Source organism: Bradyrhizobium sp. AUGA SZCCT0222, from assembly GCF_018130205.1.
GTDB lineage: Bacteria > Pseudomonadota > Alphaproteobacteria > Rhizobiales > Xanthobacteraceae > Bradyrhizobium.
In genome coordinates this window covers 49,592-72,101 of record NZ_JAFCLX010000034.1, presented here as the reverse complement: position 1 = coordinate 72,101, position 22,510 = coordinate 49,592, and the positions used below count along the sequence as shown (strand labels likewise).

Annotated in this window: 23 protein-coding genes and 1 tRNA gene; 8 read left to right on the top strand and 16 right to left on the bottom strand. The window is 62.8% G+C overall.

Translation table 11 applies throughout. The features are described from left to right. Positions 1 to 141: 141 nt before the first annotated feature. The 3 genes from JQ629_RS25860 to JQ629_RS25850 all read right to left on the bottom strand — a co-directional run bounded on the left by JQ629_RS25860 (position 142) and on the right by JQ629_RS25850 (position 4,078). Complete coding sequence (locus JQ629_RS25860) at positions 142 to 933, bottom strand: phytanoyl-CoA dioxygenase family protein (protein WP_212415015.1); 792 nt, start codon at positions 931 to 933, stop codon at positions 142 to 144. A 202-nt stretch (positions 934 to 1,135) separates the two neighbouring features. Further along, positions 1,136 to 2,734: an ABC transporter permease gene (locus JQ629_RS25855; RefSeq protein WP_212415031.1), complete on the bottom strand. Its 1,599-nt coding sequence runs from the start codon at positions 2,732 to 2,734 to the stop codon at positions 1,136 to 1,138. Positions 2,735 to 3,049: 315 nt separating this feature from the next. Further along, positions 3,050 to 4,078 carry a Fe(3+) ABC transporter substrate-binding protein gene (locus JQ629_RS25850; protein WP_212415014.1) on the bottom strand — a complete coding sequence of 343 codons (1,029 nt, stop codon included), beginning with the start codon at positions 4,076 to 4,078 and terminating at the stop codon, positions 3,050 to 3,052. A 192-nt stretch (positions 4,079 to 4,270) separates the two neighbouring features. On the opposite strand from JQ629_RS25850, the gene JQ629_RS25845 reads away from it, so the two are divergent. Then, on the top strand, positions 4,271 to 4,756 hold the full coding sequence (locus tag JQ629_RS25845) for a Crp/Fnr family transcriptional regulator (protein WP_192736758.1): 486 nt from the start codon (positions 4,271 to 4,273) through the stop codon (positions 4,754 to 4,756). On the opposite strand, the gene JQ629_RS25840 is transcribed toward JQ629_RS25845, so the two are convergent. The 3 genes from JQ629_RS25840 to JQ629_RS25830 all read right to left on the bottom strand — a co-directional run bounded on the left by JQ629_RS25840 (position 4,695) and on the right by JQ629_RS25830 (position 10,345). After that, on the bottom strand, positions 4,695 to 5,522 hold the full coding sequence (locus tag JQ629_RS25840; protein WP_212415013.1) for a metallophosphoesterase family protein: 828 nt from the start codon (positions 5,520 to 5,522) through the stop codon (positions 4,695 to 4,697). The genes JQ629_RS25845 and JQ629_RS25840 overlap by 62 nt on opposite strands. A gap of 128 nt (positions 5,523 to 5,650) precedes the next feature. Then, complete coding sequence (locus JQ629_RS25835) at positions 5,651 to 6,607, bottom strand: threonine/serine dehydratase (protein WP_212415012.1); 957 nt, start codon at positions 6,605 to 6,607, stop codon at positions 5,651 to 5,653. Positions 6,608 to 6,697: 90 nt separating this feature from the next. After that, a complete protein-coding gene (locus JQ629_RS25830) occupies positions 6,698 to 10,345 on the bottom strand; it encodes a PAS domain-containing protein (RefSeq protein ID WP_212415011.1) in 3,648 nt (1,215 codons plus the stop codon). A 368-nt stretch (positions 10,346 to 10,713) separates the two neighbouring features. Between JQ629_RS25830 and JQ629_RS25825 the strand changes: the two genes are divergently transcribed. The 3 genes from JQ629_RS25825 (at position 10,714) to JQ629_RS25815 (ending at position 12,176) form a co-directional block, all read left to right on the top strand. After that, positions 10,714 to 11,103, top strand: coding sequence for a phasin family protein (locus JQ629_RS25825; RefSeq protein WP_212415010.1), 390 nt, complete (start codon positions 10,714 to 10,716; stop codon positions 11,101 to 11,103). A 324-nt stretch (positions 11,104 to 11,427) separates the two neighbouring features. Further along, positions 11,428 to 11,862, top strand: coding sequence for a phasin (locus JQ629_RS25820; protein ID WP_212415009.1), 435 nt, complete (start codon positions 11,428 to 11,430; stop codon positions 11,860 to 11,862). Positions 11,863 to 12,098: 236 nt separating this feature from the next. Beyond that, a tRNA-His gene (locus JQ629_RS25815) sits at positions 12,099 to 12,176 on the top strand. Between the two features lie 82 nt (positions 12,177 to 12,258). Here the strand turns inward: JQ629_RS25815 and JQ629_RS25810 are convergent. Continuing rightward, positions 12,259 to 13,074, bottom strand: coding sequence for a hypothetical protein (locus JQ629_RS25810; RefSeq protein WP_212415008.1), 816 nt, complete (start codon positions 13,072 to 13,074; stop codon positions 12,259 to 12,261). Between the two features lie 170 nt (positions 13,075 to 13,244). Between JQ629_RS25810 and JQ629_RS25805 the strand changes: the two genes are divergently transcribed. The 3 genes from JQ629_RS25805 to JQ629_RS25795 all read left to right on the top strand — a co-directional run bounded on the left by JQ629_RS25805 (position 13,245) and on the right by JQ629_RS25795 (position 14,886). Further along, positions 13,245 to 13,607 carry a hypothetical protein gene (locus JQ629_RS25805; protein ID WP_249135272.1) on the top strand — a complete coding sequence of 121 codons (363 nt, stop codon included), beginning with the start codon at positions 13,245 to 13,247 and terminating at the stop codon, positions 13,605 to 13,607. Positions 13,608 to 13,720: 113 nt separating this feature from the next. Further along, the gene (locus tag JQ629_RS25800; protein WP_502753322.1) at positions 13,721 to 14,014 is read left to right on the top strand and encodes a hypothetical protein; all 294 of its coding nucleotides are present in this window, start codon (positions 13,721 to 13,723) and stop codon (positions 14,012 to 14,014) included. Between the two features lie 191 nt (positions 14,015 to 14,205). Beyond that, positions 14,206 to 14,886: an AAA family ATPase gene (locus JQ629_RS25795; RefSeq protein WP_212265649.1), complete on the top strand. Its 681-nt coding sequence runs from the start codon at positions 14,206 to 14,208 to the stop codon at positions 14,884 to 14,886. A gap of 163 nt (positions 14,887 to 15,049) precedes the next feature. On the opposite strand, the gene JQ629_RS37585 is transcribed toward JQ629_RS25795, so the two are convergent. The 5 genes from JQ629_RS37585 to trxB form a co-directional block, all read right to left on the bottom strand. Further along, positions 15,050 to 15,184 (bottom strand): hypothetical protein, encoded by a 135-nt coding sequence (locus tag JQ629_RS37585; RefSeq protein ID WP_283813432.1) that lies wholly within the window; start codon positions 15,182 to 15,184, stop codon positions 15,050 to 15,052. A 133-nt stretch (positions 15,185 to 15,317) separates the two neighbouring features. Beyond that, complete coding sequence (locus tag JQ629_RS25790) at positions 15,318 to 15,467, bottom strand: hypothetical protein (RefSeq protein ID WP_212415006.1); 150 nt, start codon at positions 15,465 to 15,467, stop codon at positions 15,318 to 15,320. A gap of 381 nt (positions 15,468 to 15,848) precedes the next feature. After that, on the bottom strand, positions 15,849 to 16,769 hold the full coding sequence (dapA, locus tag JQ629_RS25785; protein WP_212415005.1) for a 4-hydroxy-tetrahydrodipicolinate synthase: 921 nt from the start codon (positions 16,767 to 16,769) through the stop codon (positions 15,849 to 15,851). 704 nt (positions 16,770 to 17,473) lie between these two features. Beyond that, entirely contained in the window at positions 17,474 to 18,367 is an 894-nt protein-coding gene (locus tag JQ629_RS25780; RefSeq protein WP_212032642.1) for a LysR family transcriptional regulator, read from the bottom strand. Between the two features lie 32 nt (positions 18,368 to 18,399). After that, positions 18,400 to 19,365, bottom strand: coding sequence for a thioredoxin-disulfide reductase (gene trxB / locus JQ629_RS25775; RefSeq protein ID WP_212415004.1), 966 nt, complete (start codon positions 19,363 to 19,365; stop codon positions 18,400 to 18,402). Positions 19,366 to 19,676: 311 nt separating this feature from the next. Here trxB and JQ629_RS25770 point away from each other — a divergent pair, with 311 nt between their 5' ends. After that, positions 19,677 to 20,156, top strand: a complete 480-nt coding sequence (locus JQ629_RS25770; RefSeq protein ID WP_192736745.1) for an Lrp/AsnC family transcriptional regulator — start codon at positions 19,677 to 19,679, stop codon at positions 20,154 to 20,156. A 138-nt stretch (positions 20,157 to 20,294) separates the two neighbouring features. Here the strand turns inward: JQ629_RS25770 and JQ629_RS25765 are convergent, their stop codons facing one another. From JQ629_RS25765 to greA, 4 genes are all read right to left on the bottom strand, one after another. After that, a complete protein-coding gene (locus JQ629_RS25765; protein ID WP_249133632.1) occupies positions 20,295 to 20,702 on the bottom strand; it encodes a DoxX family protein in 408 nt (135 codons plus the stop codon). An 11-nt stretch (positions 20,703 to 20,713) separates the two neighbouring features. Then, entirely contained in the window at positions 20,714 to 21,109 is a 396-nt protein-coding gene (locus JQ629_RS25760) for a DoxX family protein (protein WP_212265653.1), read from the bottom strand. A gap of 299 nt (positions 21,110 to 21,408) precedes the next feature. After that, positions 21,409 to 21,690, bottom strand: a complete 282-nt coding sequence (locus JQ629_RS25755) for a hypothetical protein (protein WP_212415003.1) — start codon at positions 21,688 to 21,690, stop codon at positions 21,409 to 21,411. Positions 21,691 to 21,820: 130 nt separating this feature from the next. Beyond that, positions 21,821 to 22,294, bottom strand: a complete 474-nt coding sequence (greA, locus tag JQ629_RS25750) for a transcription elongation factor GreA (RefSeq protein WP_192736743.1) — start codon at positions 22,292 to 22,294, stop codon at positions 21,821 to 21,823. Between the last annotated feature and the right edge of the window lie 216 nt (positions 22,295 to 22,510).

The window sequence follows — 22,510 nt, the reverse complement described above, 5'->3', positions numbered from 1 at the left end:
TAGGAGAGACCTTCTTCAAGCAATAGACGACCGGGGTTATGGGTCCCTGCGTTCGCAGGGACGACGGAAGCCTTTGGCACCTACGCCGGCCCTGACGGCACGTCGGAAAACCGCGTCAGCCACGCCACCGGGCCGATGCCACTATCGCATCAGCCCGCACGCCTGACGGATGGCGATCTGAACCGGCGAGGGCGGCAACGCCGGGTCAAACTCACCCTTCGGCAGCAGCGGTGGCTGTGCCATGAAACGCGGTCGTTCCCCTCGGTGAGGTTGCGCGGCATGAACCAGGAACGGGTGGCACAGATAGACTGTGCCCGCTGCGCCAGTTGCCAGCTCAACCTCGCAATTTTCCATTGAAGCGTAACCATTGGCCGAGAGCTGCCGGAGCGTCGCTCCGGCGTCGCCATACGGCAGCAACTCCCGCGCAATGGTGGAATGCGACCCTTTCCGTATCCTGGTCGGCGCATCGTCGCGGCCAACATCGGAGAACAGGAAGAGCATCAGCAATGCGCGCCCACGGCTCTTCACATTGACACGCCACTCCATGAAGTCAGGAGTGTCGTCGCCGAAACTCACGTCGACGTGCCAGCCATCGTCACCAGGGGATGTTGGCGAAGGAAAGCGGATCGGAAAGGTCCCGAGGCCTTGGGGCGCAAGCCAGCGGCGATCACCGACAAGTTGATCGTAGGCTTTGTGCAGAAGTGGCGTGTTGGCGGCTTCAATGAATGGCGGTGAAGCCTTGGACGCCACCCGAATAACCGGGTGAATCCATTTTTCGGGCTCGTCTGGCGAAAGGCCAATATCCGCCCACAGTTCGTCCCTGCATTGCTTTGCAAGCTGGGCGGGGACGGCGTTTTCAATTCTGACAAAGCCGTCGTTGATGAAGTTCTCGACCTGATGAGAGGTCAAGCCGATATACTCGGTTTTGGGCATACACATTCTCCATTCGGCTGTCGCGTCAGCGCAGCCGTCTTGATCTGATTGGCGCCAATGCGCCGGAACGACTTGGGGTCGCTCAGATCAGCGGGAAGAATGTGGACATGAACATCATGATGGGGACGTATACCGAGGCGGAGGGCGGAATTAAGACGGCCAGGACTCTGGATCAATGAGTCCCGTGGAGCAGGATTCGCACCTAGGCCGGGCCTGACGGCACGTCGGAAAACCGCGTCAGCCACGCCACCGGGCCGATGCTGGCGGCGACGATCAGCAGCGCCGCGAGCGCGCCGTCCTCAAAACTGCCGCGGCTGGCGAACTGGTAGATCGAGGTCGCCAGCGTATCGACGTTGAGCGGACGCAGCAGCAGCGTCGCCGGCAATTCCTTCAGACAGTCCACGAACACGATGATGACGGCGCCCAGCATCGCCGGCCGGAGCAGCGGCAGGTGGATCAGCCGCATCGTGGTGGCTTGCCTTGCGCCGGCGGCGCGCGCGCTGTCGTCGTAGTCGTGCGGGATTCGCTCGAAGCCTGCCTTGATCAGTCCGGTCGGCACCGCCAGAAAGCGGATCACATAGGCGATCACGACGGCTGCACCCGAGCCGACCAGGATCAGTCCCGGCAACGAACCTCCGAGCCATCCGCCGAGCGCGCTCAGGCCATTGTCGATCGCGAGCACCGGGGTCAGCAAGCCCAGCGCGAGAACCAGGCCGGGCAGGGCGTAGCCGGTTTGCGAGATGTTCATCGCAATGAGGCGCACCGGATCCGGGCGCCAGCGCCAGGCCAGGATGGTGGCAAAGCCGAGCCCGAGCGCGATCAGCGTCGCCAGCGTTGCGAACGCCACCGAATTGAAGGCATCGCGTCCCAGCGTCATGTCGAAATTGGTCAAGAGCCCGCGCTTGAAGCTCTGCTGCAGCAGAAACAGCACCGGTACGATGAAGCCGAGCAGCACGGGCGTGAGGCAGGCGGCAAACGTCCACCAGCCCCGGCTGCCCTGCAATCGCGTGCGCGGCGTCAGCCGCGGGCTCTCGGCGGAAAACCCGGTCGCGACATTGCGGCGGCCGTAACGTTCGATCGCGATCAGGCCGGCCACGATCGCCAGCATGAAGCAGGACAATTGCGCCGCGCCGGCGAGGCTGCCGCGGTTGAGCCAGGTCGTGAAGATCGACACGGTGAGCGTACGGACGCCGAGATATTCGCTGGCGCCGATGTCGTTCAACGTTTCCAGCGACACCAGCGCCACGCCGACCGCGAGCGCCGGCCGTGCCATCGGCAGCGAGACGCGGAGGAATATCTGCAGGCGGCTGGCGCCGAGCGTTCGCGCTGCCTCGGCGAATTCGGCGCTCTGGAACTGAAACATCGTCCGCGCCGAGAGATAGACGTAAGGGTAGAGCACGAGGCCGATGACGATGATCGCGCCCGGCATCGAACGCAGATTGGGCAGGGCGGCCACCGTGTCGCGCAGCGGAAACCAGATCGCCAGCGTGCGATGAACCAGGCCGAGCGGTTCGAACAGGTCGGCATAGACGTAGGCGGCGATGTAGGTCGGAATCGCCAGCGGCAGCGGCATCAGCCACAACAGCAGCGCGCGGCCGGGAAAATCATGCAGCGAGATCAGCCACGCGGTGCCGGCGCCGATCACAAGCGCCAGTGCGCCGACGCCGAACAGCAACAGCGCGGTATCGAGCATCGCCCGCGGCAACACATAGGCGATCAGATCCCGCCACAGATCGGGCGCGGGGTTCATCGCCAGCGCGATGACCGCGATCACGGGCGCGGCGACCATGATCGCGGTCATGACAGCGATTGCCGCCGAGATCCGTCCGGCGTGCGCGGAGGGGTTCACGGGAGGTCACATGTGAATGGGGGAAGTCGGTGTATTGGCTGGTGGAGGTGGGCTCCCTCCTCCACGCACCCGGGGTTTACCCCGGTTGCGTACTTTGAGTTTGCGCAAGTCGGGCAGGCCCGACTTGCGTCGGGGGAGAGCTGGAGAGGGGGGCAGCCGCGAGGTCGGTGTCCGTGGCTCACCCCTCTCCCTAACCCTCCCCCGCAAGGGGGGAGGGAACGCAATTGCGGTCGCCGCGCGATCACGATTTTATCGCTTCACGGAAGCTCAATTATCAAAGCCGACCTTGTCTACCAGCGTCGCGGCCGCCTTGCGGTTGGCGGCGACCTTGGCGATCGGCAGGGTATCGGCGTTGAGCTTGCCATAGCCCGCAATCGTCGGGTTGATCGCGACGCCGGCACGCACCGGATATTCGTAGTTCTGGTCGGCATACATCTGCTGCGCCTTTTCACCGGCGAGCCATTCGATCAGCTTGAGGCCATTGGCCTTGTTCGGCGCGTGCTTGGCCAGCAGCACGCCGGACAGATTGACGTGGGTGCCGCCGCCCGCAAACGTCGGCAGGATCACCTTGGTGGCTTCCGCCCACGGCTTCTTTTCCGGGTCGTTGTTCATCATCAGCGCCCAGTAATAGGTGTTGCCGATGCCGATGTCGCACTTGCCGGCGGCGACGTCGCGCGCGGCCTCGCGATCTCCGCCCGAGGGTTTCTGCGCCAGATTGGCTTTGACGCCGCGCAGCCATTCCTCGGCTTTGGCCTCGCCGTACTTCGCGGTGTAGGCCGCGAACAGTCCGTTGTTGTAGATGTGCTGGCCGGAGCGGATGCAGATCTTGCCCTTCCACTTGGGATCGGCGAGCTCTTCATAGGTGATGGCGTCCTGCTTGACACGATCCTTCGAGGCGTAGATTACGCGCGCGCGCATCGAGATGCCGGCCCAGTGCCCGTCGGGATCGCGATATTGCGCCGGCACGACCTTGTCGATCGCCTCCGACTTGATCGGCTGGGTCACGTCAGCCTTCACGGCCTCGTCCATGCGGCCGATATCGACCGTCAGCAGTACGTCGGCCGGGCTGTTGGCGCCCTCGGCCTTCATGCGCTGCTCGAGCCCTGAACTCGCCGAGACGACGTTGACCTTGACGCCGGTGTCCTTGGTAAAGGCATCGAACAGCGGCTGGATCAGCTTGGTTTCGCGATAGGTATAGACGTTGACTTCGCCGTTATCGGCGGAAGCCGGGGTGATGGCGGACGAGGCCAGACCAAACAACGCCGCTGATGCGGCGAAGACGCGAAATTTAATCATGATGGCTGCTCCGGCAGGCAGGAGGATGATGCCGGTTTTCACTAGCCCAGCGGATAGCGCGCACGAAGCGCCGCGATGTCGCGACCGCATTCTTTTAGAGCGATTCCAGATTTGAGTTTAGAAGCATTCCAAAATATCTGTTCGACCTTGGCACGCTCCGTGCCTAATCTCGGCCTTAGCGGAGGTGAGCCGATGCGCGACATTCTCGAATATTGCATTGGCGGTACGAGGCGGAGCGTCGCCGCCGGCACCGAAGTTCTTCACGAGGGCGCCCGCACCGGGCATCTATATGTGCTGATCGAGGGACGGCTCGAGGTTATCAAGGGCGACACCATCGTTGCCACCATTGCCGAGCCAGGTGCGGTACTCGGTGAAATGTCGGTGCTGCTCGACACGCCGCATACCGCCACCGTGCGTGCGGCGCAGGATTCGGCGATCTACGAGATCGACGATGCCGCGTCCTTCCTGCGGCAGCAGCCGGCAGTGTCGCTGATGATCGCGAGGATGCTGGCGCAGCGGCTCAACGTCGCCAACACTTATCTCGCCGATCTCAAGCGGCAATATGCCGGCCACGGCAACCACCTCGCGATGGTCGGAGACCTCCTGCAGAGCATGATCAACCTTCCGCCGACACAGGTTTCACCAGGCTCGGATCGGCAATCTGATCCAAGGATATGAGCCAGGGCGGCGCGGTTTGAATCGTTGCCGCCGGCCGCTGCAACGGCGCCTTGAGGTCGATCGATTGCGCGTGGTCCGCCGAAAGCCAGAACGCGGTCGCCTCGTCGAGGTCGAGCACGATGTAGGTGGGCGGCCGGCCAGGCTGCAATCCGGTATTGAATACCCAGGTATCGCCGAGCCGGTCGAACCATGAGCCCTCGGAAATGAATGGCGACTGGTGGACATGGCCCGAGATCACCATCGACGGCTGGTGGCGCGCGATCCACTGCACGAGATCGACATCGCCGAAATACCGCTTGCCGCCCCAGCTGGTTGGCGAATTCGCAGGCGGCGCGTGATGCACCCAGATCCAGTGCGGCAGCCGCTCCACTGAGGCCTCCTGCAACTGCGTTTCGAGGCGCTGCTTGACCAAAGGACCGTCCCACCACGGACAGACCGTGAAGAGCGTGTCGCCGATGGTCAGGCTGTCGCCGTCGCAGGCGATGCCGAGTTCGCGGACCTCGCCGATCCACCGCGAGATTTTTTCGCCCTCGGCGCTATGGTTGTCGAGGTCATGATTGCCCGAGCAAAGGATCACGCGGGTGATGCGTGAAAGCACCGAGAGGTACTTCTTCACGACGACGATCTGGGCACGGAAATCGACCATCGAGCCGATATCGAGCGCGTCGCCGGCAAAGATCACGAGATCGAACTGGGGTGCAGCGCTGAGCAGCCAGTCGAACTGCGGCAATGAATAATGCAGGTCCGCGACAACGAGACAGCGCATAGTCGGCCAATCCAGTTGCCTGACAAATAGGCGATCCAGGTTCGGATGCATTCAGGCAGCTGGATTCGAGCAAAAATTGTGCCGTGCCGCAGCGATCCGGGAGCGGCAGATACCCGCAGTTCGCCTTCTCAGCGCGTGATGTTGAAATTCACCGCGGCCGTGTTGCCGCCGCTGACGACAACGGCCACGCGTTCGCCGTCGGCCGGCCGATAGGCGCCGGACAGAATCGCCGAAAAGGCGGCGGCGCCGCCCGGCTCCGCCACGATGCGCAAGGCGCGCCACAGCGTCTGCTGCGCCTCGGCAATCGCGTCGTCGGTCACCAGCACGGTGCGCGGCGCGTATTTCTGCGCGATCGGAAACACAATTTCGCCGACGCGGCGCGGCGCCAGCGAATCCGCCGCCAGCCCACCGGCCTCCGCATCGACGGGATGTCCGGCCTCCAAAGCCCTGGTCAGCGTCGGCGACGCAAACGGCTCGACACCGATCACCTTGATGCGGCCGGCGTACCAGGCCGCTATCCCTGCAACCAGCCCGCCGCCGCCAACCGCAACGAGGAGCGTGTCGATGTTGGGAAGTTGTTCGTCGAGCTCCAGGCCGATCGTTCCCTGACCCATGATGGTTTCGTTCTGGTCGAAGGCGTGAACCGGCAGCGCGCCGGTTTGCTGCACCCATGCTTCGCTTCCGGCGAGCGCATCCGCATAGCCATCGCCCTCGATGGTGAGATCGGCTCCGTACTCGCGGATGCGCGCGATCTTGGCCGGAGAAGACACGCTGGGAACGAAAATCTTGGCCGGTATGCCGAGCCGCATCGCAGCATAGGCGACGGCAGCGCCATGGTTGCCGCCCGACGCTGCGACGACGCCCGCTTTGGGGATCGCTCGGGTCAATAGATTGGTGAAGGCGCCGCGGGCCTTGAACGCTCCCGAGTGCTGCAGCAATTCGAGCTTGAGGCAGATTGTGGCGGCCGACAGCCCGAACTCGCGGCCATCGGTCTCGATCACGGGCGTGCGCCTGATATAGGGCCGGATGATCTTCTCGCACGCTGCGATGGCTTGCGGCGTTACGGCTTCACCAGGTCCATCCATGGCAGTCTCCCGCAGCTTGCAAGCCACAAGTGTCACGAAGCCCGCATCGCGAAACTAAAAACCGGGTCGCGCAAAATCTGACGGCCGCGCTCAGGCCTTCGCGGTCGTGTGCGCGAACACCACCTCGATCAGCGTGCCCGAGCGCGCGCCGGTCTTGATCTGGAATCGGGCGCGGTTGGCTTCGACCAGCGCTTTGGTCAGCGACAGGCTGACGCCGGCGCCCTCGGAGGCCTGATCGGATGGTGCCGGGGTGCGGAACGGCTCCAGGGCGGCGGCGACTTCATTGTCGTTGAGGCCGTGGCCGGTATCGCGGACCCGCAGCATTACCTCGCCGAAATCGGACAACGCCGTGGAGACGATGACCTGGCCGCCGGCATTGGCGAGATGAATCGAATTGCCGATCAGGTTGAGCGTGATCTGGCGCAACGCGCGCGCATCGGCGACCACCGGCGGCAGCGTGTGCGCCAGCGAGGTGCGGATGATGATGCGTTCGCGGTTGGCCTGCGGCTGCATCACGGCGACGCAACTCTCGACCAGTTCGTTGAGATTCTGGTTGGTGAACGACAGATCGAGCTTGCCGGTCTCGATCCTCGAGAGATCGAGCAGGTCGTTGATGATCGAGATCACCCGCTCGCCGGAAGCGCGGATGTCCTTCATGTATTCGACATAGCGCTCATTGCCGAGCGCACCGAAACGTTCGCCGATCATCACTTCGGAGAAGCCGATGATGGCGTTGAGCGGCGTGCGCACCTCATGGCTGATGCGGGCCAGCACGTCCGCCTTGGCGCTGGCGGCGCGCTCGGCGAGGCGCCGCGCTTCCCGCAACTCGTTCTCGCTCTGCTTGGCCTGCGACAGGTCGCGGAACACCGCGAAGAAATTCGGACCATCGGCCTTTGTCCGTCCCATGGTCATCGACAGCGGAATGAAGCCGCCCTTGCTCTCGCGCCCGAGCGTCTCGCGGCCGTGCTCGAGCAGGCTGGCGACACCTTCGGATTTGATGCTGGCGAGATAGTCGAACACCTCGTGCTGGCTTTCCGGCGCGAACAGATCCGCCAGATTGCGCCGCGCCAGGTCCTGGCCGTCATAGCCGAACAGCGCTTCGGCGCTGCGATTGACTGAGCTGATGTTGCCCTCGGCGTCGAACATCACGATGCCTTCGGCTGTGGTGTCGAGGATGGCGCCAAGCTCTTCGGCATCGGCGTGGCCCGCGGGCAACGGTTCGGCGGCCGGCGGTTCGGCAACCGGCACAGCTTCCGCGATCGCGGCGGCGACGGCCGCCGCTTCGCCGCGCGCACCCGAGAAGATCAAAGCGAGCGCGGAATCGCCGTCCCATGAAATCGTGTAGAGGCGCGCGTCGGTCGCCGCCGGTGGGGTCGATGCGGGCCCTTCCGGGTCTTCTTCCGAGCTTTGTTCCGCAGGTTGCGGCTGGCTCGCGGAGATCATCACCGGCGTGCCGGTGTCCGATGTCGAGGGCGCGTTGGAGACGCCGGGCTCGACATAGAGCGCGTCGAGGCCGCCGGCATCTTCCAGCGCATGCAGGGTCGGATAGCCCATCTGCGTGAGGAAGGCGGGATTGGCGTAGAGCAGCCGGTCGAGCCGGTAGATCAGAATGCCGACCGGCAGCAAGTCGAGCAGCGCCTTGTCGCGCCTGCTTTCGCCGCGCGCCGGCGGCTCGGATGGTGCCAGCCATTCCGGCTGCACCGGGGCATCGCTCGCGGCTTCCTGTGAAGCTGCCGCATACGCGTCTGTCGATGCGGTGTTCTCGACCACGGTTTCATCGAGGCCGGTGACGGCCTGCGTCGTCTCATTGCCGTTCTCGTTCTCGAGCCGCGCCGACAATTGCCGCGCGAGTTCGTTGAAGGCGCTGTTTTCGACCGGCGTCAGCGATGGCGGCTTGGCGTCGCCGGGCGGGCGGAACGGCAGAACGTTCTTCGGCGTTTCCGCCTGCATTTCTGCCAGAGTATCCTTTGGGGGTTCCACGGCGGCATCCAGATCGGTTGGGTGTGAAATCTCGGAAGCAATCGGCTCGGGCAATTCCGTAACGGGAGGCGACGCAACGCTGGTCTCGATGACAAATTCCGCGGGCGGGTCATCTGCCGCGGTCGGCTGCGCGGTCACGTTCTCGCTGAAATTTTCGCTTAAATTTTCTTGCGGCAACGCTTCTTGAGGCGCGTCCTCCGCGGACGGATCCTGCGCGGGCAACTCTGGGCCGACCGAATCCGACGCTGGGCCTGCCTGGACGATATCAGCCGAGCGCGGTTCCGGCGCGACCGGTGCGGGTGCTCCACCGAAGAATTCGTAGCGGCGCAAGGCGGCCAGCCGTGCCAGGCCGTCGAGATCGCGGCAAACGCCGAAGCCGCGAAAGCCGGCAAAATGCCGTGCGCGATCGAAGATCGGCAGGCCCGACAATTCGACCGGCAGCCGCGCGCCGCCATCGACCGGCCAGTTCAGCGTGATGCCGCTCCAGGTCTGGCGCGTGGCAAACGCCTTCATCACGCGGCCTTCGGGATCGAGCCCGAAGGCTTCCGCGATCTCGCTCCACAACCGGCCGAAGCCGGCGGTGGTGTGGGGGCCGATCAGCCGGGTGAATTCATCGGCGCCGAGCGTGAAGCGGCCGTCCTGATCCATTTGCCACATGAAGCGCAACGGAAGCCGCCGCGCATGCGGTGACGGCTCTTCGAACGAGGACGGCGCCTTGACGGGTGCGGCGGCGGTCGGCGCTATCAGGTTTTCGGCTGATGGTTCAGGCGAGGCGTCGGCGGCGAATGAGGGCGTGGCTTCGTCGGCGATCGCTTCGACGTCAGGCGATGGTTCAGGTGGCAACGCGGCGGATGGTTCGCTGCTGGACGGGGCCGCCGCGGCGACCGGCTCGGTTTCGGGTTCTTCTTCCGGCGCCTCTGCGAACGCGTCGAACAGCGCCAAGGCGGCCGGCGCTTCGCCCATGGGGGCGGGCTGCGGCGGTTCGGGCGCGGGATCGTTCACGACAACGCCCGCCACCGGCGGCTCGAGTGGTTCAGGCAATCCTTCTTGCGGCTGCTCTTCTTGTGGCTGCGCCGCCGCGACGGGCTCCGGCGCTGCGGCGTGCACGGCGTCCGGCACGATCAGCGCGACGAGGCTGGTGTCGGCGCCAGCGCCAACCCGTTGCAGCACCATGCGGCCGATGTCGATCGCGGTTGCGACGGCGCCCTGTTTCAGCGCGTCCTGGCGCGCATCGTCGAGGCCGGCCTCGACCAGATTGTGAAAGCCGAGCAGGGGACGCGCCGTATCGCTGGTGCCGATCAGGATGCCGTCACGGGTAAACGCCGCGACTGGCATCGCGAGACCCTCGACCAGCCGCTGCAGCCGTTCCTTCAGCGGCATGGCGCGGCCTGAGATGTTGCCGGCAGCAACCAAAATACCGTGGCTGCCATCGGGCAGATTGAGCCGCGAACAGCCGCAGGTCGCGAGCATGCCGGGCGCCGCGCCAAAACCTTGCAGCCGCTCCAGCCGGACCGCGCCGCTCGCAAGCAGGCGGCCGGCGAGCCGCGCGATCTGCCGCCGATGCGGATCGGCCGGTCCGAAAATTTTCCCCGCCAGCGCCGTGCTGTTGGCCGTGCCGAACAAGCGTGCGCCGACCGGATTGGCCCACAGAACCCGCGTGCCGTCGCTCGACCACAGCCATGCGGCCAGGGCGCTCGTCGCGTGCACCGCCAGCCGTGGATCGCCGAGCGCTAGCATCTGGAGTTCGGCATTATTCATCAGCGCGACATGACCGTGGACGTGAGCCTTCTGCTCGAAGATGATTTTTGCGAATCGGCGGCCAAACGCTGACTGCCCTGCAGGATCGCAAGTGGATCGCCAGTATCGCAAGCGCGGCGCGGCAGGTCCACGGCCGGGCGGACCCAAGCGGTATTCTAAGCCGCGATAACCTTAATCCAGCTGAACCGAACCGGCCTCTGCGGCGTTGAGCTTGTTGCAAAAGACCGCCGGAGGTTCACGATGTGAACCCGAGGCCCTCCGCCCAAGGTGCACGATGCGGAACCGCCGACACGGCATCATACCGGTGAGGTCCTTTAGCGATACCTGGACGCCTGCCAAGCAGCCCCCAACACCACAGGAGTGGGACCATGAGCGACGATGGCCGTTTCGAGATTCCAAAGGAAATGCGATCGATGGCGGAGGCGAGCTTCGAGCAGGCCCGCCAGACCTTCGAGAAATTCCTCTCTTCCGCGCATCAGGCCGCGGGCTCGTTCGAGGACCATGGCGCCGCCGCGCGCACCAACGTCAAGGAAATCGGCAGCAAGGCGGTCGCCTTCGCCGAAAAGAACGTTCAGACCTCGCTGGACTACGCGCAAGCGCTGCTCAAGGCCAAGGATCTGACCGAGGTGATGCGGCTGCACAGCGAGTATGTGCAGGGCCAGATGCGTGCGCTGGCGGAGCAAGCCAGCGAGATGGGTCAGATCGTCAGCCGCGCCGCGATGGATGCGGCGAAGCCCAAGAGCCCAGGAGAGGTCTGAGGACACATGCTTCAAAAGTCCCGCCTATTCTACTTTAGGATTTAGAGGCTAGAAATACACTCAAAACAGGCAATGTATGCCGCAGTGCACATTGTTTTGCTTTGCGTTGCACAAAATTGACATGATAAGGTGTTTATTGGGCATGCCCGACGATGGGCACTCCCCAAGACCGGAGTTCGATCCGGAAATATGTACCGGTATTCCGAGAAGATCGTGCTCAGACAAGCAGAGACCGTGTGATCCAGTACGGCGCTACCGGCGTTTTCACCGGTGGCGTTCGCAAGGGGTCACCACAATTCACCCCGTTGCGAAGGAAGCATGCGAATGACCAGTTCGACCGATCCGTTCTCCGCCTCCATCATTCCATTCGAAGTCCCCGAGCAGGTGCGTGCGTTCGCTGAAAAGGGCGTTTCGCAGGCGCGCGACAACTACGCCAAGTTCAAGGATGTGGCCGAGAGCCATAACGGCACCATGGAAGCCGTGTTCACCTCGGCCAACAAGGGTGCCAGCGCCTACTCGGCCAAGCTGTTCGAGTTCTTCAAGGCCAACACCACGTCCTCGCTCGACTTCGCGCAGGATCTGCTCAGCGTGAAGACGCCGGCAGCTGCCATGGAGCTGTGGACCTCGCACGCCAAGAAGCAGTTCGAGACGTTTTCGGCCCAGGCCAAGGAACTCGCTGAACTCGGCCAGAAAGTTGCGACCGAAACGGTCGAACCGATCAAGGCGTCGGCCGCGAAGTACCAGCAGCCGGCCGCCTGAGCCCGCATTAAGGTTTGAAGAAGCCCGGGCAGGTCAGCCCGGGCTTTTTGTTGCCCTCTTCTGTCCTTGGGCCGGTCCTTCGCAGGGGTGGGCCATCGATGCCCCGAAGCAAATGAACTTTGTCCGCCCCCGAAACGACTGATAATCGGGTGGCTGGTGGCCTTGCCAAAGCGTGGCGTTGCACCTAGTTTCCCGCCCATTCGCGACCCCCTTTTTCGTGGGGGCTCGTGCAGGATGCAGTTGTAGCTCAGTCTGGTTAGAGCGCCTGTCTGTGGAACAGGAGGTCGGTGGTTCGAGCCCACCCAACTGTACCAACCCCATCGCGGATATTCCCGGAGACCGTCGGATTCGTTGCGCTGGCCGCATCGCCTGTCCGGCCAATGATGCCTGACCGGATCAGACCGGCACACCCTTCACCTGATGGCCGATCCAGCCGAACAGCCGCGATGCGGTCGCGGCGGCCAACACCGTCGCCAGCAACTCGAGCGGGCTGTTGAGCGCAATTCTGGCTGCGCTCCACCAGCTGGGCAGATCGTCGAAGTCGCTGATCAAGCCGACCGCCAGGAACCCGGCCAATACCGGCAGCAGCACAATAAAAAAACTTTTCAGGATCAACCAGCTTCGAGCCTTCGTATCCGCCAGCACATTGCGCAGCGAGGCACCGGGCGCGTCAACCGCGATCGCCGGAAAAAGGATAGCCAGCCGCACCAGGACGACGACGACGACGATCGCGGTTGCGATGGTCGCGATTGAATCTGCGTCCTCGGACGGCGTGATCAGGCCTGGCAGGTAGGGTGGAAGGGTGATGAGCGCCCACAGCACGACGGTCCAACCGAGCAAACGCCGGAAGCGTGGCGCGAATATCCCGAAATCGTAGCCGGAAGTGGTTTCGCGGAGGATCAGCAGGCGGTAGATCGCGATCTCAAGCGGAAGAATCAGGATGGTCTTGATCGCATCGAGGCCTTCCCGGAGCACCGGGTTGTCAGCGATAACAGGCGCAACGAATCCCAGAATCCCCACGGCAAGATAGATCAGCAGGCCGACCAGGGAGAGGAAGCGCAGCCGAACAAACACGTCGAGCATGCCATTCCACACCGAGCGGAAGGTGGCCCCGAAAGATAGGTCAGGTTGGTCGGCCAACGATTTATCCTTCGGCTCCGCGAACTGATCGCGGCAAGCTATGCGGTTAGCAGGCCCTTCTGAAAAGGTCATTGCGTTGCCCAGCTTGCCAATTCCCCAATTCACTGCCCATTCTGCCGCCCGTCCGGCCGGTGAAATCAGCGCTGGTCGCCGCACTTGTGCTGTGGCCTGTTGTCCACCCCTGCTTGCCAATCCCGGGCGGTTCACCCACAATTCGTGGAATCATTGCCTCGGGGGGCTTCATGGCGACTTTTCGGATCAGCAATTTCGGGTTTGGTTTGGTGTTGACGACGGCGCTCGCATTTTCATCGCTGCCGGCTTCGGGTCAGAGCTACACCCCTGAACAGGAACAGGCCTGCACCAGCGACGCTTTCCGGCTTTGCAGCTCCGAAATCCCCAATGTCGAGCGCGTCACGGCCTGCATGGTCGCCAAGAAGTCTCAGCTTTCGCCGCCCTGCCGGGCGCAATTCAGATCCGGTCCCGAACCGAGCCGGGCCGCTTCAGCGCCCGCCGGCAGGCCGATGGCGATCAAGCCGGCGGCCCCGCGCAAATCCGCGGCCAAGGCGCGTAAGCCCAAGAAACCGGCAAAACCAGCCTCGACCTGAGCGCGGCATGCCATTTCAAGCCCCCTTCGCGCGACAGACTGACGCCTTGTGACTCCAGCCGCGAGTCAACATCTGTCAGCAGGAGGAGAGATTAATTGAGCAAAGAATCGCAAATGGAGCTCGACCGGCATTTTGCCTGGTTCGAAGCCAAGCTGCCGGCCGGCCCGGCCAGATTCGTCGCCTGGCTGCGCAAGCCGTCGTCGCGCTACGTCAGGATTCCGATGGCTATTCTGCTGATCCTCGGCGGCATTTTTAGCATCTTGCCGGTGCTTGGACTCTGGATGCTGCCGCTCGGACTCCTTTTGTTCGCGCAGGACGTCCCGTTTCTGCAGACGCCGATGGCGAAGCTGCTCGGATGGATCGAGCGCAAGTGGATCGAACGACAGCGCACAAAAAGCATGCGCTGAATCGATCAAGTCACTCTGGCGATTCCATTTTTGCGATTTCATCACGGATTGCGGCGTCGCACGCAGTGTGACTCAAAAAGCAACTTTATTGGCTAATCAGTGGCTTCTTTGCAATAAGCAGCAAATTTTTCTTTCACGAATCAGTGCGCTGATTCATTTTCGGCTTCTGGGGTCAATCTGGAGGCCAAGGTATGAACGTCATAGTTTTTGCTTCGCGTAAGGGGGGCTCGGGAAAAAGTACCCTGGCTGCCCACATTGCTGCGCATGTCCATAAGTCGACGAAGCCCTGTTTGATGGTTGATGCTGATCCGCAGGGATCGCTTACTCTCTGGCACAAATTGCGTGGAACGAACGAGCCGCCGATCAAGGCCGCGGTAAATTCGGTCAGCGGAATTATCGCCGCCGCCAAGCGCGACGGCATCGAATGGGTGTTCATCGACACGCCGCCGAATTTGTCGGCCGTCGTCGACGACGCCATCAAGAACGCCACGATGGTGATCATTCCGGCGCGGCCCGGCGTGTTTGACGTCAATGCCGTGCAGGAAACCATTCAGACCTGCCGTGCGGCGCGCAAGCCCTACGCGGTCGTCATCAACGGTGCCCCCGCGAGCCGGGACAGCGTTGAAAGCCGCATCGTCACCATCGCGCGTGAAGCACTGATCAAATTCCGTGCGCCGGTGTGGAGCGGTCAGATCACCAACCGTGCCGATCTGTTGCTGGCGCTTGGTAACGGCGAAGGCGCCCGCGAATATTATGCGGAAGGCCGGGCCGCTGCGGAAATCAGCCGGCTGTGGGCTGCGATCGAACGTTCGATCAAGGCCATCCGCGGCAACGCGTCGGCTTCCGGCGCCATGCACAAGCAAGCGGCGTAACAACGCCGCTTACGGACTTAAAAAGACGCGCGGGACTCCGCGCGTTTTTCTATTGTATGTCGTCATTCCGGGGCGATGCGCAGCATCGAACTACGATGTGCAATTGCACATCTGAGGTTCGCATCTTCGATGCGCCCCGGAATGACAGACGGAGCAAGTCTGCTCACGCCACCATCAGCATGTAGAACACGACGACCGGCGACATGGTCAGGATCACCGACCAGATGCCGACCGCCCAAAGAACGTCCTCGGTCGTAAAGCCCTGTTGATCAGGGAGAGTATTGTTTTCGATTTCCACGACGCGCCCCCGCGTTTTTTTCCGTTGTGACGAGCTTGATACGCGACCGCTTTTAAAATCCCGGTCGCAATTTCGCTCGCATTTGACCGCAGGTGCTACCGCCGATTAACCACGGCAGGCGCCGCGTTTTCCTTCAAGCCATCAGCAGGCGCCAGGTCACGACCGGCGCGAAACCGATCAGCGTCGCCCACAAGGCAAAGGACGAAACCAGCAGAACGTCCTGCATTCGCTGGACGCGTTCGCAGGTCGGAAATTTCCAATTGTCACTGGTGTGCTCGATCATGTGATGTCCCCCGTTTTCTCAATGAGGACATCAATACGCCCGAGATTTTAAAGTTGACGGCAAGGCTTTGGACGATTTTGAAGCGCCGCCCTCACCAACCGTTAACCAGCGTTCCGGAAGGCCGCCGCGTTTGCAAAGGTGACGCGGCGATCGGCTGAGGCGACCGCGGGCGAATGCGGTTAACATTGCGCCAACGCGGTCAGGCAATTTTTCTGGCCGGCGTCCACGCCATTGGAAGATATTCCGGTCACCTTATGCGTCTCCGCATCATCCGAGCCGGTGTGGAGCGACAGAAAAGCCGTCGCCGCGGTCTTCCGCGTGCGGCGGCTTTTTTGTGCGCAACGCTCCCGCAAGCGGGAGGGTCCCGGCTGCGACGCCCCTCTACGCCCGCCGCAACAGGGCCGGCGCGCGCCGTTCCCGCTCCGCGTCGAGCCGCGCCGCGAGCTCCGCGCTGACTTCCACCATCGGCAGCCGGACCTCGGCACTGTCGATCAGCCCGCTCTGCGCCAGCCAGTATTTTGCAGGCGCCGGGCTGGGTTCGGCGAACAACAGCCGCGTCAGTTCGGAAAGATTGTCCCAGCACGCCTGTGCGCCCTGGTGGTCGCCCTGCTGCATCAGCGTCCGCACCGAGGCGAATGCTTCGGTCTCCAGATGCGCCGACAACAGGATGGCGCCGTCGGCGCCGTCGACCAGCGCCTCGTGATAGTGCGCGTCCTCGCCGGTCAGCACGCGAAAGCCTTTCGGCCGCCGCGCGAGGAACTCGATCGACTGGGCGCGGTCGGCAGAGCAATCCTTGATGCCGACGATGTTGCGATGTCCGGCGAGCTGCAGCAGGGTCTCGTTGGTGAGATTGACCGCGGTCCGGTAGGGGATGTTGTAGAGCACGATCGGCCATGAGGCGTGATCGGCGAGAACAGTGAAATGTCGCAGCAGGCCGCGCTGCGACGGCCGCGTGTAATAGGGGCTGGCGATCAAATAGAAGTCGATCGGCCAGGCGGCGGTCTCGTCGAGCGTATCCAGCATCTTGCGCGTGCTGGCGCCGGACAGGCCGAGACAGATCGGGATATAGCGTCCGCTGCCCGAGATCTCGCTCCGGGCCACCGACACCAGCTGCTCGAGCTCGCCCTGGTCGAGCGTCATGCCCTCGCCCGAGGTGGCAGCGAGGATCAAGCCGTCGACCGGGCTATTGGCGTAGTGCCTGATCATGCGGCGCAGCGACGGCTCATCGAGTTCGCCGTTGCGAAACGGCGTAACGAGGGGCAGCCACAGGCCCTGCAATCGGTTTTGCGGATCGGTAGACATGGTTCCATCTCCTTGAAGGCTTTTGCCGGAGACGGGACACATAAAAAAAACCCGTCCAGACGGCGGGGTTTCGGGATCGGCTTGGCGGTTGATCTATCGCGCGCGTCGATCTCGGGTCCCCGGGTGGGGACCTTTTTTCGACGACAGAGCGGCGCACGAATTCGTGATCATGTCTCGATGATGATGGCGCAACGGCGCGCTGTCAATCCGCACACGCTCGATGACGTTTGTTTTACGGGAGAAGAAAAGATCTGGAGACGAGGAAGGTTCAGCTCAAATCATCTGCAGAGGAAGCGATCCGGAGAAGAAAAAAAGCCGGGCCCAAAAGAGCCCGGCTTAAGGTATTGGCCACGTGAGGCCGACACAATCACCTTCCAAGAGGGATTACTGAGCGCCCGCGCCACTGGAGGAGGGGGACATATGCGCGACACGATCGCTCAGCGTGTAAGCACTATGATCCCCATATGCGGCTTGCGTAAACCGGTTAAGCCGCATGTCTGACATGCGGAGACCGGGGGCTTTATAAGAGCCGCTAATCCGGAAGGCGGGAAACGTCAGCTGCTGCGAAAGCGTTTCGAGCGAAGCCGGTGCCGCACGTGATGCGGGATCGATACCGGCTCGCGTCAAGAAAATGCGTCAAAACAAGAATCTGGAGCTCCGGTTCTGATTCAATCAGAACCGAAATTCCAGTCACAATCGAAATGCTAGGAGGGCCAGCGCTGCGCCTTGCTCACCACGAAATCGCGGAACACCTGCACCCGCGCCACCGTCTTCAACTCTTCGGGATAGACGAAATAGGTGTCGATCTGGATCGAGTCGGTCTCGCCGAACAGCTGCACCAGACGGTTGTTCTCCTCGACGAGGTAGTCGGGCAGGGCGGCGATGCCGAGCCCCTGCTGACAGGCCCTGACAAGACCAAGGATGTTGTTGACCTTGAAATAAGCCTCGCGCGGACCCGAGCCGTTGCGGCCGGCGTCGATCAGCCAGCTGCGGTTCTGCAGATGCGGCGGCACCTGGGAATCGCCGAGCATGATGATGCGATGCGAGTCGAGGTCGTCGAGCGTGCGCGGCGTGCCGAAGCGCTTGATGTATTCCGGTGAGCAATAGGCGTGGAATCCGATCGAGAACAGCTTGCGCTGGATCAGGTCCGGCTGGGTCGGCTTGCGGGTCCGGATCGCGACGTCGGCCTCGCGCATCGACAGATCGAGATCCTCGTCGGTCACGATCAGCGAGATGCGGATATCCGGATAGAGGCTGGTGAACTCGTCCAGCCGCGGAATCAGCCAGTTGATGCCGAGCGCCGGCGGCGTGGTGATCTTGAGGTCGCCTGACGGCCGCTCGCGGCTGTCGGTGAGCTTGGCGCGCGCCGCCTGCAGCTGCATGAACACGTCATGCGCGGTGCGGAACAAGAGGTCGCCCTGTTCGGTGAGGATCAGCCCGCGCGCATGGCGATGGAACAGCGATACCGCAAGCTCCTGCTCCAGCGCCGAGACTTGCCGCGATACCGCCGATTGCGAAAGCCCGAGTTGCTCGCCGGCATGGGTGAAGCTGCCCGCTTCCGCCGCCGCGTGAAACACCTTCAGCTTGTCCCAATCCATGTCCGTGAATCCGTCCCGTGTTCGACGCGTAATCATTCTGCCGCCGCCCGATCACTCGCACGCACAGCGAGAAAGCGCTCGGCCTCGAGGGCCGCCATACAGCCAAGGCCCGCGGCCGTGACCGCCTGCCGCCAGGTTTCGTCCGCGACGTCGCCGGCGGCGAACAGGCCGGGCACCGACGTCGCCGTCGAGTTCGGCGCCACCTCGACATAGCCGGACGGTTTCAGTTTGACCTGGCCGGCGACGAGTTCGGTTGCCGGCGCGTGGCCGATGGCGATGAAGACGCCGTCAGCGGGCACCTCCGTCAGCGCGCCGCTCTTGACGTTCTTCAGGCGCACATGGGTGACCTTGCCCGGATTGTCGGTGCCGCAGATTTCGTCGATTGCACTGTCCCAGACCACCTTGATCTTCGGGTTCTTGAACAGGCGATCCTGCAGGATACGCTCGGCGCGGAAATGATCGCGGCGGTGCACGATGGTGACTTGCGAGGCGAAGTTGGTGAGGAACAGCGCTTCCTCGACCGCGGTGTTGCCGCCGCCGACCACCATGACTTCTTTGCCGCGATAGAAGAAGCCGTCGCAGGTCGCGCAGGCCGAAACGCCAAAGCCCTTGAACTTCTCTTCCGACGGCATGCCGAGCCAGCGCGCCTGCGCGCCGGTGGCGAGGATCACGGTTTCGGCGAGATAAACGTCGCCACTGTCGCAGGTCAGGCGGAACGGCCGCTGCGTGGTGTCGAGTTTGGTGACGAGATCGGTGACGAGCTTGGTGCCGACATGGGCCGCCTGTTTTTCCATCTGCTCCATCAGCCACGGACCCTGGATGACATCCGCAAAGCCCGGATAGTTTTCCACGTCGGTTGTGATGGTGAGCTGGCCGCCGGGCTGGATGCCCTGGATCAGCACCGGCTCAAGCATCGCCCGCGCGGCGTAGATCGCTGCGGTGTACCCGGCAGGGCCGGAACCGATAATGACGACCTTGGCATGGATAGGCGCGGGCATCGGCAGATTCCCTCTCTTTGGAGGATTTTGATGAGGACTTGTGCGGGAAGCGCCGGGAAATGCGTCGCGCGGCGCTAAAAGTGTCAAATCCAAGTCTATGATATCTGGGTAGCCATGCAAGATTTGCAATTCAAATAAGCGAATTTTCCCCGGAACTGCGGTATTTTCTCCCGATTCACGCAAAATGGCGCAGTGCACGCGCAATAAAATTGCGCAATCGATGGCAGCTGCGCTAAGAGTGTTGCCGGTAAACACCTTCCTAAGCCCAGCCAGCCCCAAAGAACCTAGGGAACCCAAAGGAACCGGACCGCGTGTCGAAGAATCTCGACGAGATCGACCTTAGAATTCTTTCCGAAATCCAGGCCGATGGCCGAATCACCAACGTCGAACTGGCCAAACGGGTCGGCATCTCGCCACCGCCTTGCCTGCGCCGGGTCAGGACGCTGGAGGAAGAGGGCTACATCCAGGGCTACCGCGGCATGCTGGATCCGCGCCGGCTCGGCTTCGACGTCACCGTGTTTGCCTCCGTGCACCTGTCGAGCCAGGCCGAAGCGGACTTGCGCGCATTCGAGGAATTTGTCCGCGCCGAGCCCCTGGTGCGCGAATGCTGGATGCTGTCGGGGGAGGTGGATTTCATCCTGAAATGCGTGGCGCCCGACATGGCGACGTTTCAGGATTTCGTCACCCATCTGACGTCGGCGCCCCATGTGCGCAATGTCAGGACGTCGCTGGTGCTGCACAATTCGAAATACGAGGCGGCGGTGCCGCTCGATTTGAAGGTGACGGGATAACGCGACGCGTTATCCCGTCATCCCCCGATGCGCGATTGCGCATCTGAGGGCGCGAAGCGAACCCGGGATCTCGAGATTCCGGGTTCGCGTCTTCGACGCGCCCCGGAATGACAGTGTTAGTAAATGTAGCGTCGCTCCCTACCGCTTCTTTCCCATCATCGCATCCACGCTGAACGGTCCGCCGCCGGCAAAGAACAGATAGAGGCAGGCGAAGCAGAACAGGATCGAGGCGTTGCCGCCATTGATCAGCGGGATGAAGCCCTTGGGATAGTGTCCCATGAAATAGGCGAACGCCATTTCACCTGACAGTATGAAGGCCACGGGCCGGGTCAGAAGACCGATCATCAGAAGGCCGCCGAGGACCAGTTCGAGCGAACCGGCCGCGCCGTACAGCGACATCAGCTCGACCTTGGCGAACATGGGCACCGGCGGATATTTGAACAGCTTGGCGACGCCATACTGAAACAGCAGCAATCCGATGATGAAACGGAAGACGCTGAGAACCATCGGCTCGCCGCTTGCGAGCATCTTGTTGAACTTGTCCATTGTCCGCTCCCTCAAGCCCGCTTGGTTGCTGCGTCGACGCTCCACGGACCTGCGCCCGCGGTCGACAGATAGAGGCAGGTGAAGCAGTACAGGGCCGCCAGCGTGCCGCCGTTGATCAAGGGATGAAAGCCCTTCGGGAAGTGGCCGATGAAATAGGCGAAGGCCATCATGCCGGAAAGAATGAAGGCGACCGGGCGTGTGCACAGGCCGATGATCAGCAGCGCACCGCCGATCAGCTCAATGAAGCCGGCGGCGCCGACCAGCGAGAACGGCTGCACATTGGCGTACATCGGATAGACCGGGAAGCCGATGATCTTGCCCATGCCGTGCTGGATGATCAAAAGGCCAGTGATGATGCGCAATAGGCTCAATACGCGCGGCGTCCACGCCGCGAGTGCTTCTGTCATGAGAGTCCCCCAAGTTGGATCGAGTTCCACTTGGTATCGCGTCGCGGCCTGGGGGAAAAGCGCGCGGCGGCCGGAATTCGATGACGTTTTGGCGAGCAGAAAAGGAATTATGCGGCGCGCTGCGTGTTTGCCCCGGCTCGCGCGAGGTTACTTGCAGGTGACTTCGCTGCGGCACTCTGCCGCTAGAGCGTGATCCGGTTCAGCGACCTGAGGTCTGAGACCCTCATGGTGGGGGGACGGCGAGGCGTGCGTCGCGAACCGCGAGGCCGTCCAACCCAAGCGGGAAGCAAGCACTGGAATCACTGCGCGCCGAGGCAGCGGATGGCTTTGGGCTGACAGGCAAAGCCGATGTTGGAGCAGGTCGCGGGCTCATCCTTGGCGCCGCGCGTGCAGTTGACGCAGTTATCGGTCCAGCGGCTGCAGTTCGGCGGACCGCTCCGGATCGAGATTTGCTTGGGGTTTTCCTTGGGAGCGATGCGCGGCGGGATCGAAAGCTCGGCTGCCGCGGCAGTGTGACAACCGCCAATGAAAAGCATCAGCGTGAGAGCTGCAAGCGCAACGACAATATGAGTTCGTTGCATGCCGTCTTCCCCAAGTGCGGCTTTCCCCAATTTTGGGTTTCCCAGTGCGGCGAAATCCCAAAGTGCGGCGAAGGCACGTTCCGGTCCCGGGCCGGCGGGCAGTGCCCGCCGGGGCAAACCTGGCTCCAGCCTAGCGCCACTCGACCTTGGTGATCTCGTAGGCCTTGGCGCCGCCGGGCGCCATGACCTCGACGGTCGTGCCCTTCTTCTTGCCGATCAACGCGCGGGCCAGCGGCGAGGTGATGGAGATGCGGCCCTTCTTGGCATCGGCCTCCGGCTCACCGACGATCTGCCACACCGCTTTCTTCTCGGTGTCCTCGTCGACCAGCGTGACGGTGGCGCCGAACATGATGGTGTCGCCGGAGAGCTTTGAAATATCGATGATGTCGGCGCGCGCGAGCTTGTCTTCGATCTCGGCGATGCGGCCTTCATTATGCGACTGCTCTTCCTTGGCGGCGTGATATTCCGCGTTTTCCGAAAGGTCGCCATGCGAGCGCGCCTCGGCGATGTGCTCGATGATGCGCGGCCGGTCCTCCGACTGGCGCTTCTTCAACTCGACCTCGAGGGCGGCATAGCCGCCGGCGGTCATCGGAACCTTTTCCATCATCTCTTCCGTCCTTCGCCCGTGCGAGCCGCTCCTAGAAGTTGCGCGCACGAAGCAGTCTTTCGATTTCGATTCGGGGCCATTCGGGCCCGAAACGCGAGCCCGCCAGCCTATTAATTTTCGGCCCCGTCAAGGGCCGATACAACTACCAAACGAGCGGTGGGTTCCAGCCATACGGCCTTGTTGCCAATCGTTTAGCGGGCAATTTGGCCCGGC

Bases quoted from the DNA above. Each gene is read 5' to 3' on its own strand.
- JQ629_RS25860 (WP_212415015.1), bottom strand. From the start codon at position 933: ATGCCCAAAACCGAGTATATCGGCTTGACCTCTCATCAGGTCGAGAAC.
- greA (WP_192736743.1), bottom strand. From the start codon at position 22,294: ATGGAAAAGGTTCCGATGACCGCCGGCGGCTATGCCGCCCTCGAGGTC.
- JQ629_RS25765 (WP_249133632.1), bottom strand. From the start codon at position 20,702: ATGGACAAGTTCAACAAGATGCTCGCAAGCGGCGAGCCGATGGTTCTC.
- JQ629_RS25845 (WP_192736758.1), top strand. From the start codon at position 4,271: ATGCGCGACATTCTCGAATATTGCATTGGCGGTACGAGGCGGAGCGTC.
- JQ629_RS25755 (WP_212415003.1), bottom strand. From the start codon at position 21,690: ATGCAACGAACTCATATTGTCGTTGCGCTTGCAGCTCTCACGCTGATG.
- JQ629_RS25830 (WP_212415011.1), bottom strand. From the start codon at position 10,345: ATGAATAATGCCGAACTCCAGATGCTAGCGCTCGGCGATCCACGGCTG.
- trxB (WP_212415004.1), bottom strand. From the start codon at position 19,365: ATGCCCGCGCCTATCCATGCCAAGGTCGTCATTATCGGTTCCGGCCCT.
- JQ629_RS25795 (WP_212265649.1), top strand. From the start codon at position 14,206: ATGAACGTCATAGTTTTTGCTTCGCGTAAGGGGGGCTCGGGAAAAAGT.
- JQ629_RS25820 (WP_212415009.1), top strand. From the start codon at position 11,428: ATGACCAGTTCGACCGATCCGTTCTCCGCCTCCATCATTCCATTCGAA.
- JQ629_RS25840 (WP_212415013.1), bottom strand. From the start codon at position 5,522: ATGCGCTGTCTCGTTGTCGCGGACCTGCATTATTCATTGCCGCAGTTC.
- JQ629_RS25855 (WP_212415031.1), bottom strand. From the start codon at position 2,734: ATGACCGCGATCATGGTCGCCGCGCCCGTGATCGCGGTCATCGCGCTG.
- JQ629_RS25805 (WP_249135272.1), top strand. From the start codon at position 13,245: ATGGCGACTTTTCGGATCAGCAATTTCGGGTTTGGTTTGGTGTTGACG.
- JQ629_RS25810 (WP_212415008.1), bottom strand. From the start codon at position 13,074: ATGACCTTTTCAGAAGGGCCTGCTAACCGCATAGCTTGCCGCGATCAG.
- JQ629_RS25800 (WP_502753322.1), top strand. From the start codon at position 13,721: ATGGAGCTCGACCGGCATTTTGCCTGGTTCGAAGCCAAGCTGCCGGCC.
- JQ629_RS25850 (WP_212415014.1), bottom strand. From the start codon at position 4,078: ATGATTAAATTTCGCGTCTTCGCCGCATCAGCGGCGTTGTTTGGTCTG.
- JQ629_RS25760 (WP_212265653.1), bottom strand. From the start codon at position 21,109: ATGACAGAAGCACTCGCGGCGTGGACGCCGCGCGTATTGAGCCTATTG.
- JQ629_RS25780 (WP_212032642.1), bottom strand. From the start codon at position 18,367: ATGGATTGGGACAAGCTGAAGGTGTTTCACGCGGCGGCGGAAGCGGGC.
- JQ629_RS25790 (WP_212415006.1), bottom strand. From the start codon at position 15,467: ATGATCGAGCACACCAGTGACAATTGGAAATTTCCGACCTGCGAACGC.
- dapA (WP_212415005.1), bottom strand. From the start codon at position 16,769: ATGTCTACCGATCCGCAAAACCGATTGCAGGGCCTGTGGCTGCCCCTC.
- JQ629_RS25825 (WP_212415010.1), top strand. From the start codon at position 10,714: ATGAGCGACGATGGCCGTTTCGAGATTCCAAAGGAAATGCGATCGATG.
- JQ629_RS25835 (WP_212415012.1), bottom strand. From the start codon at position 6,607: ATGGATGGACCTGGTGAAGCCGTAACGCCGCAAGCCATCGCAGCGTGC.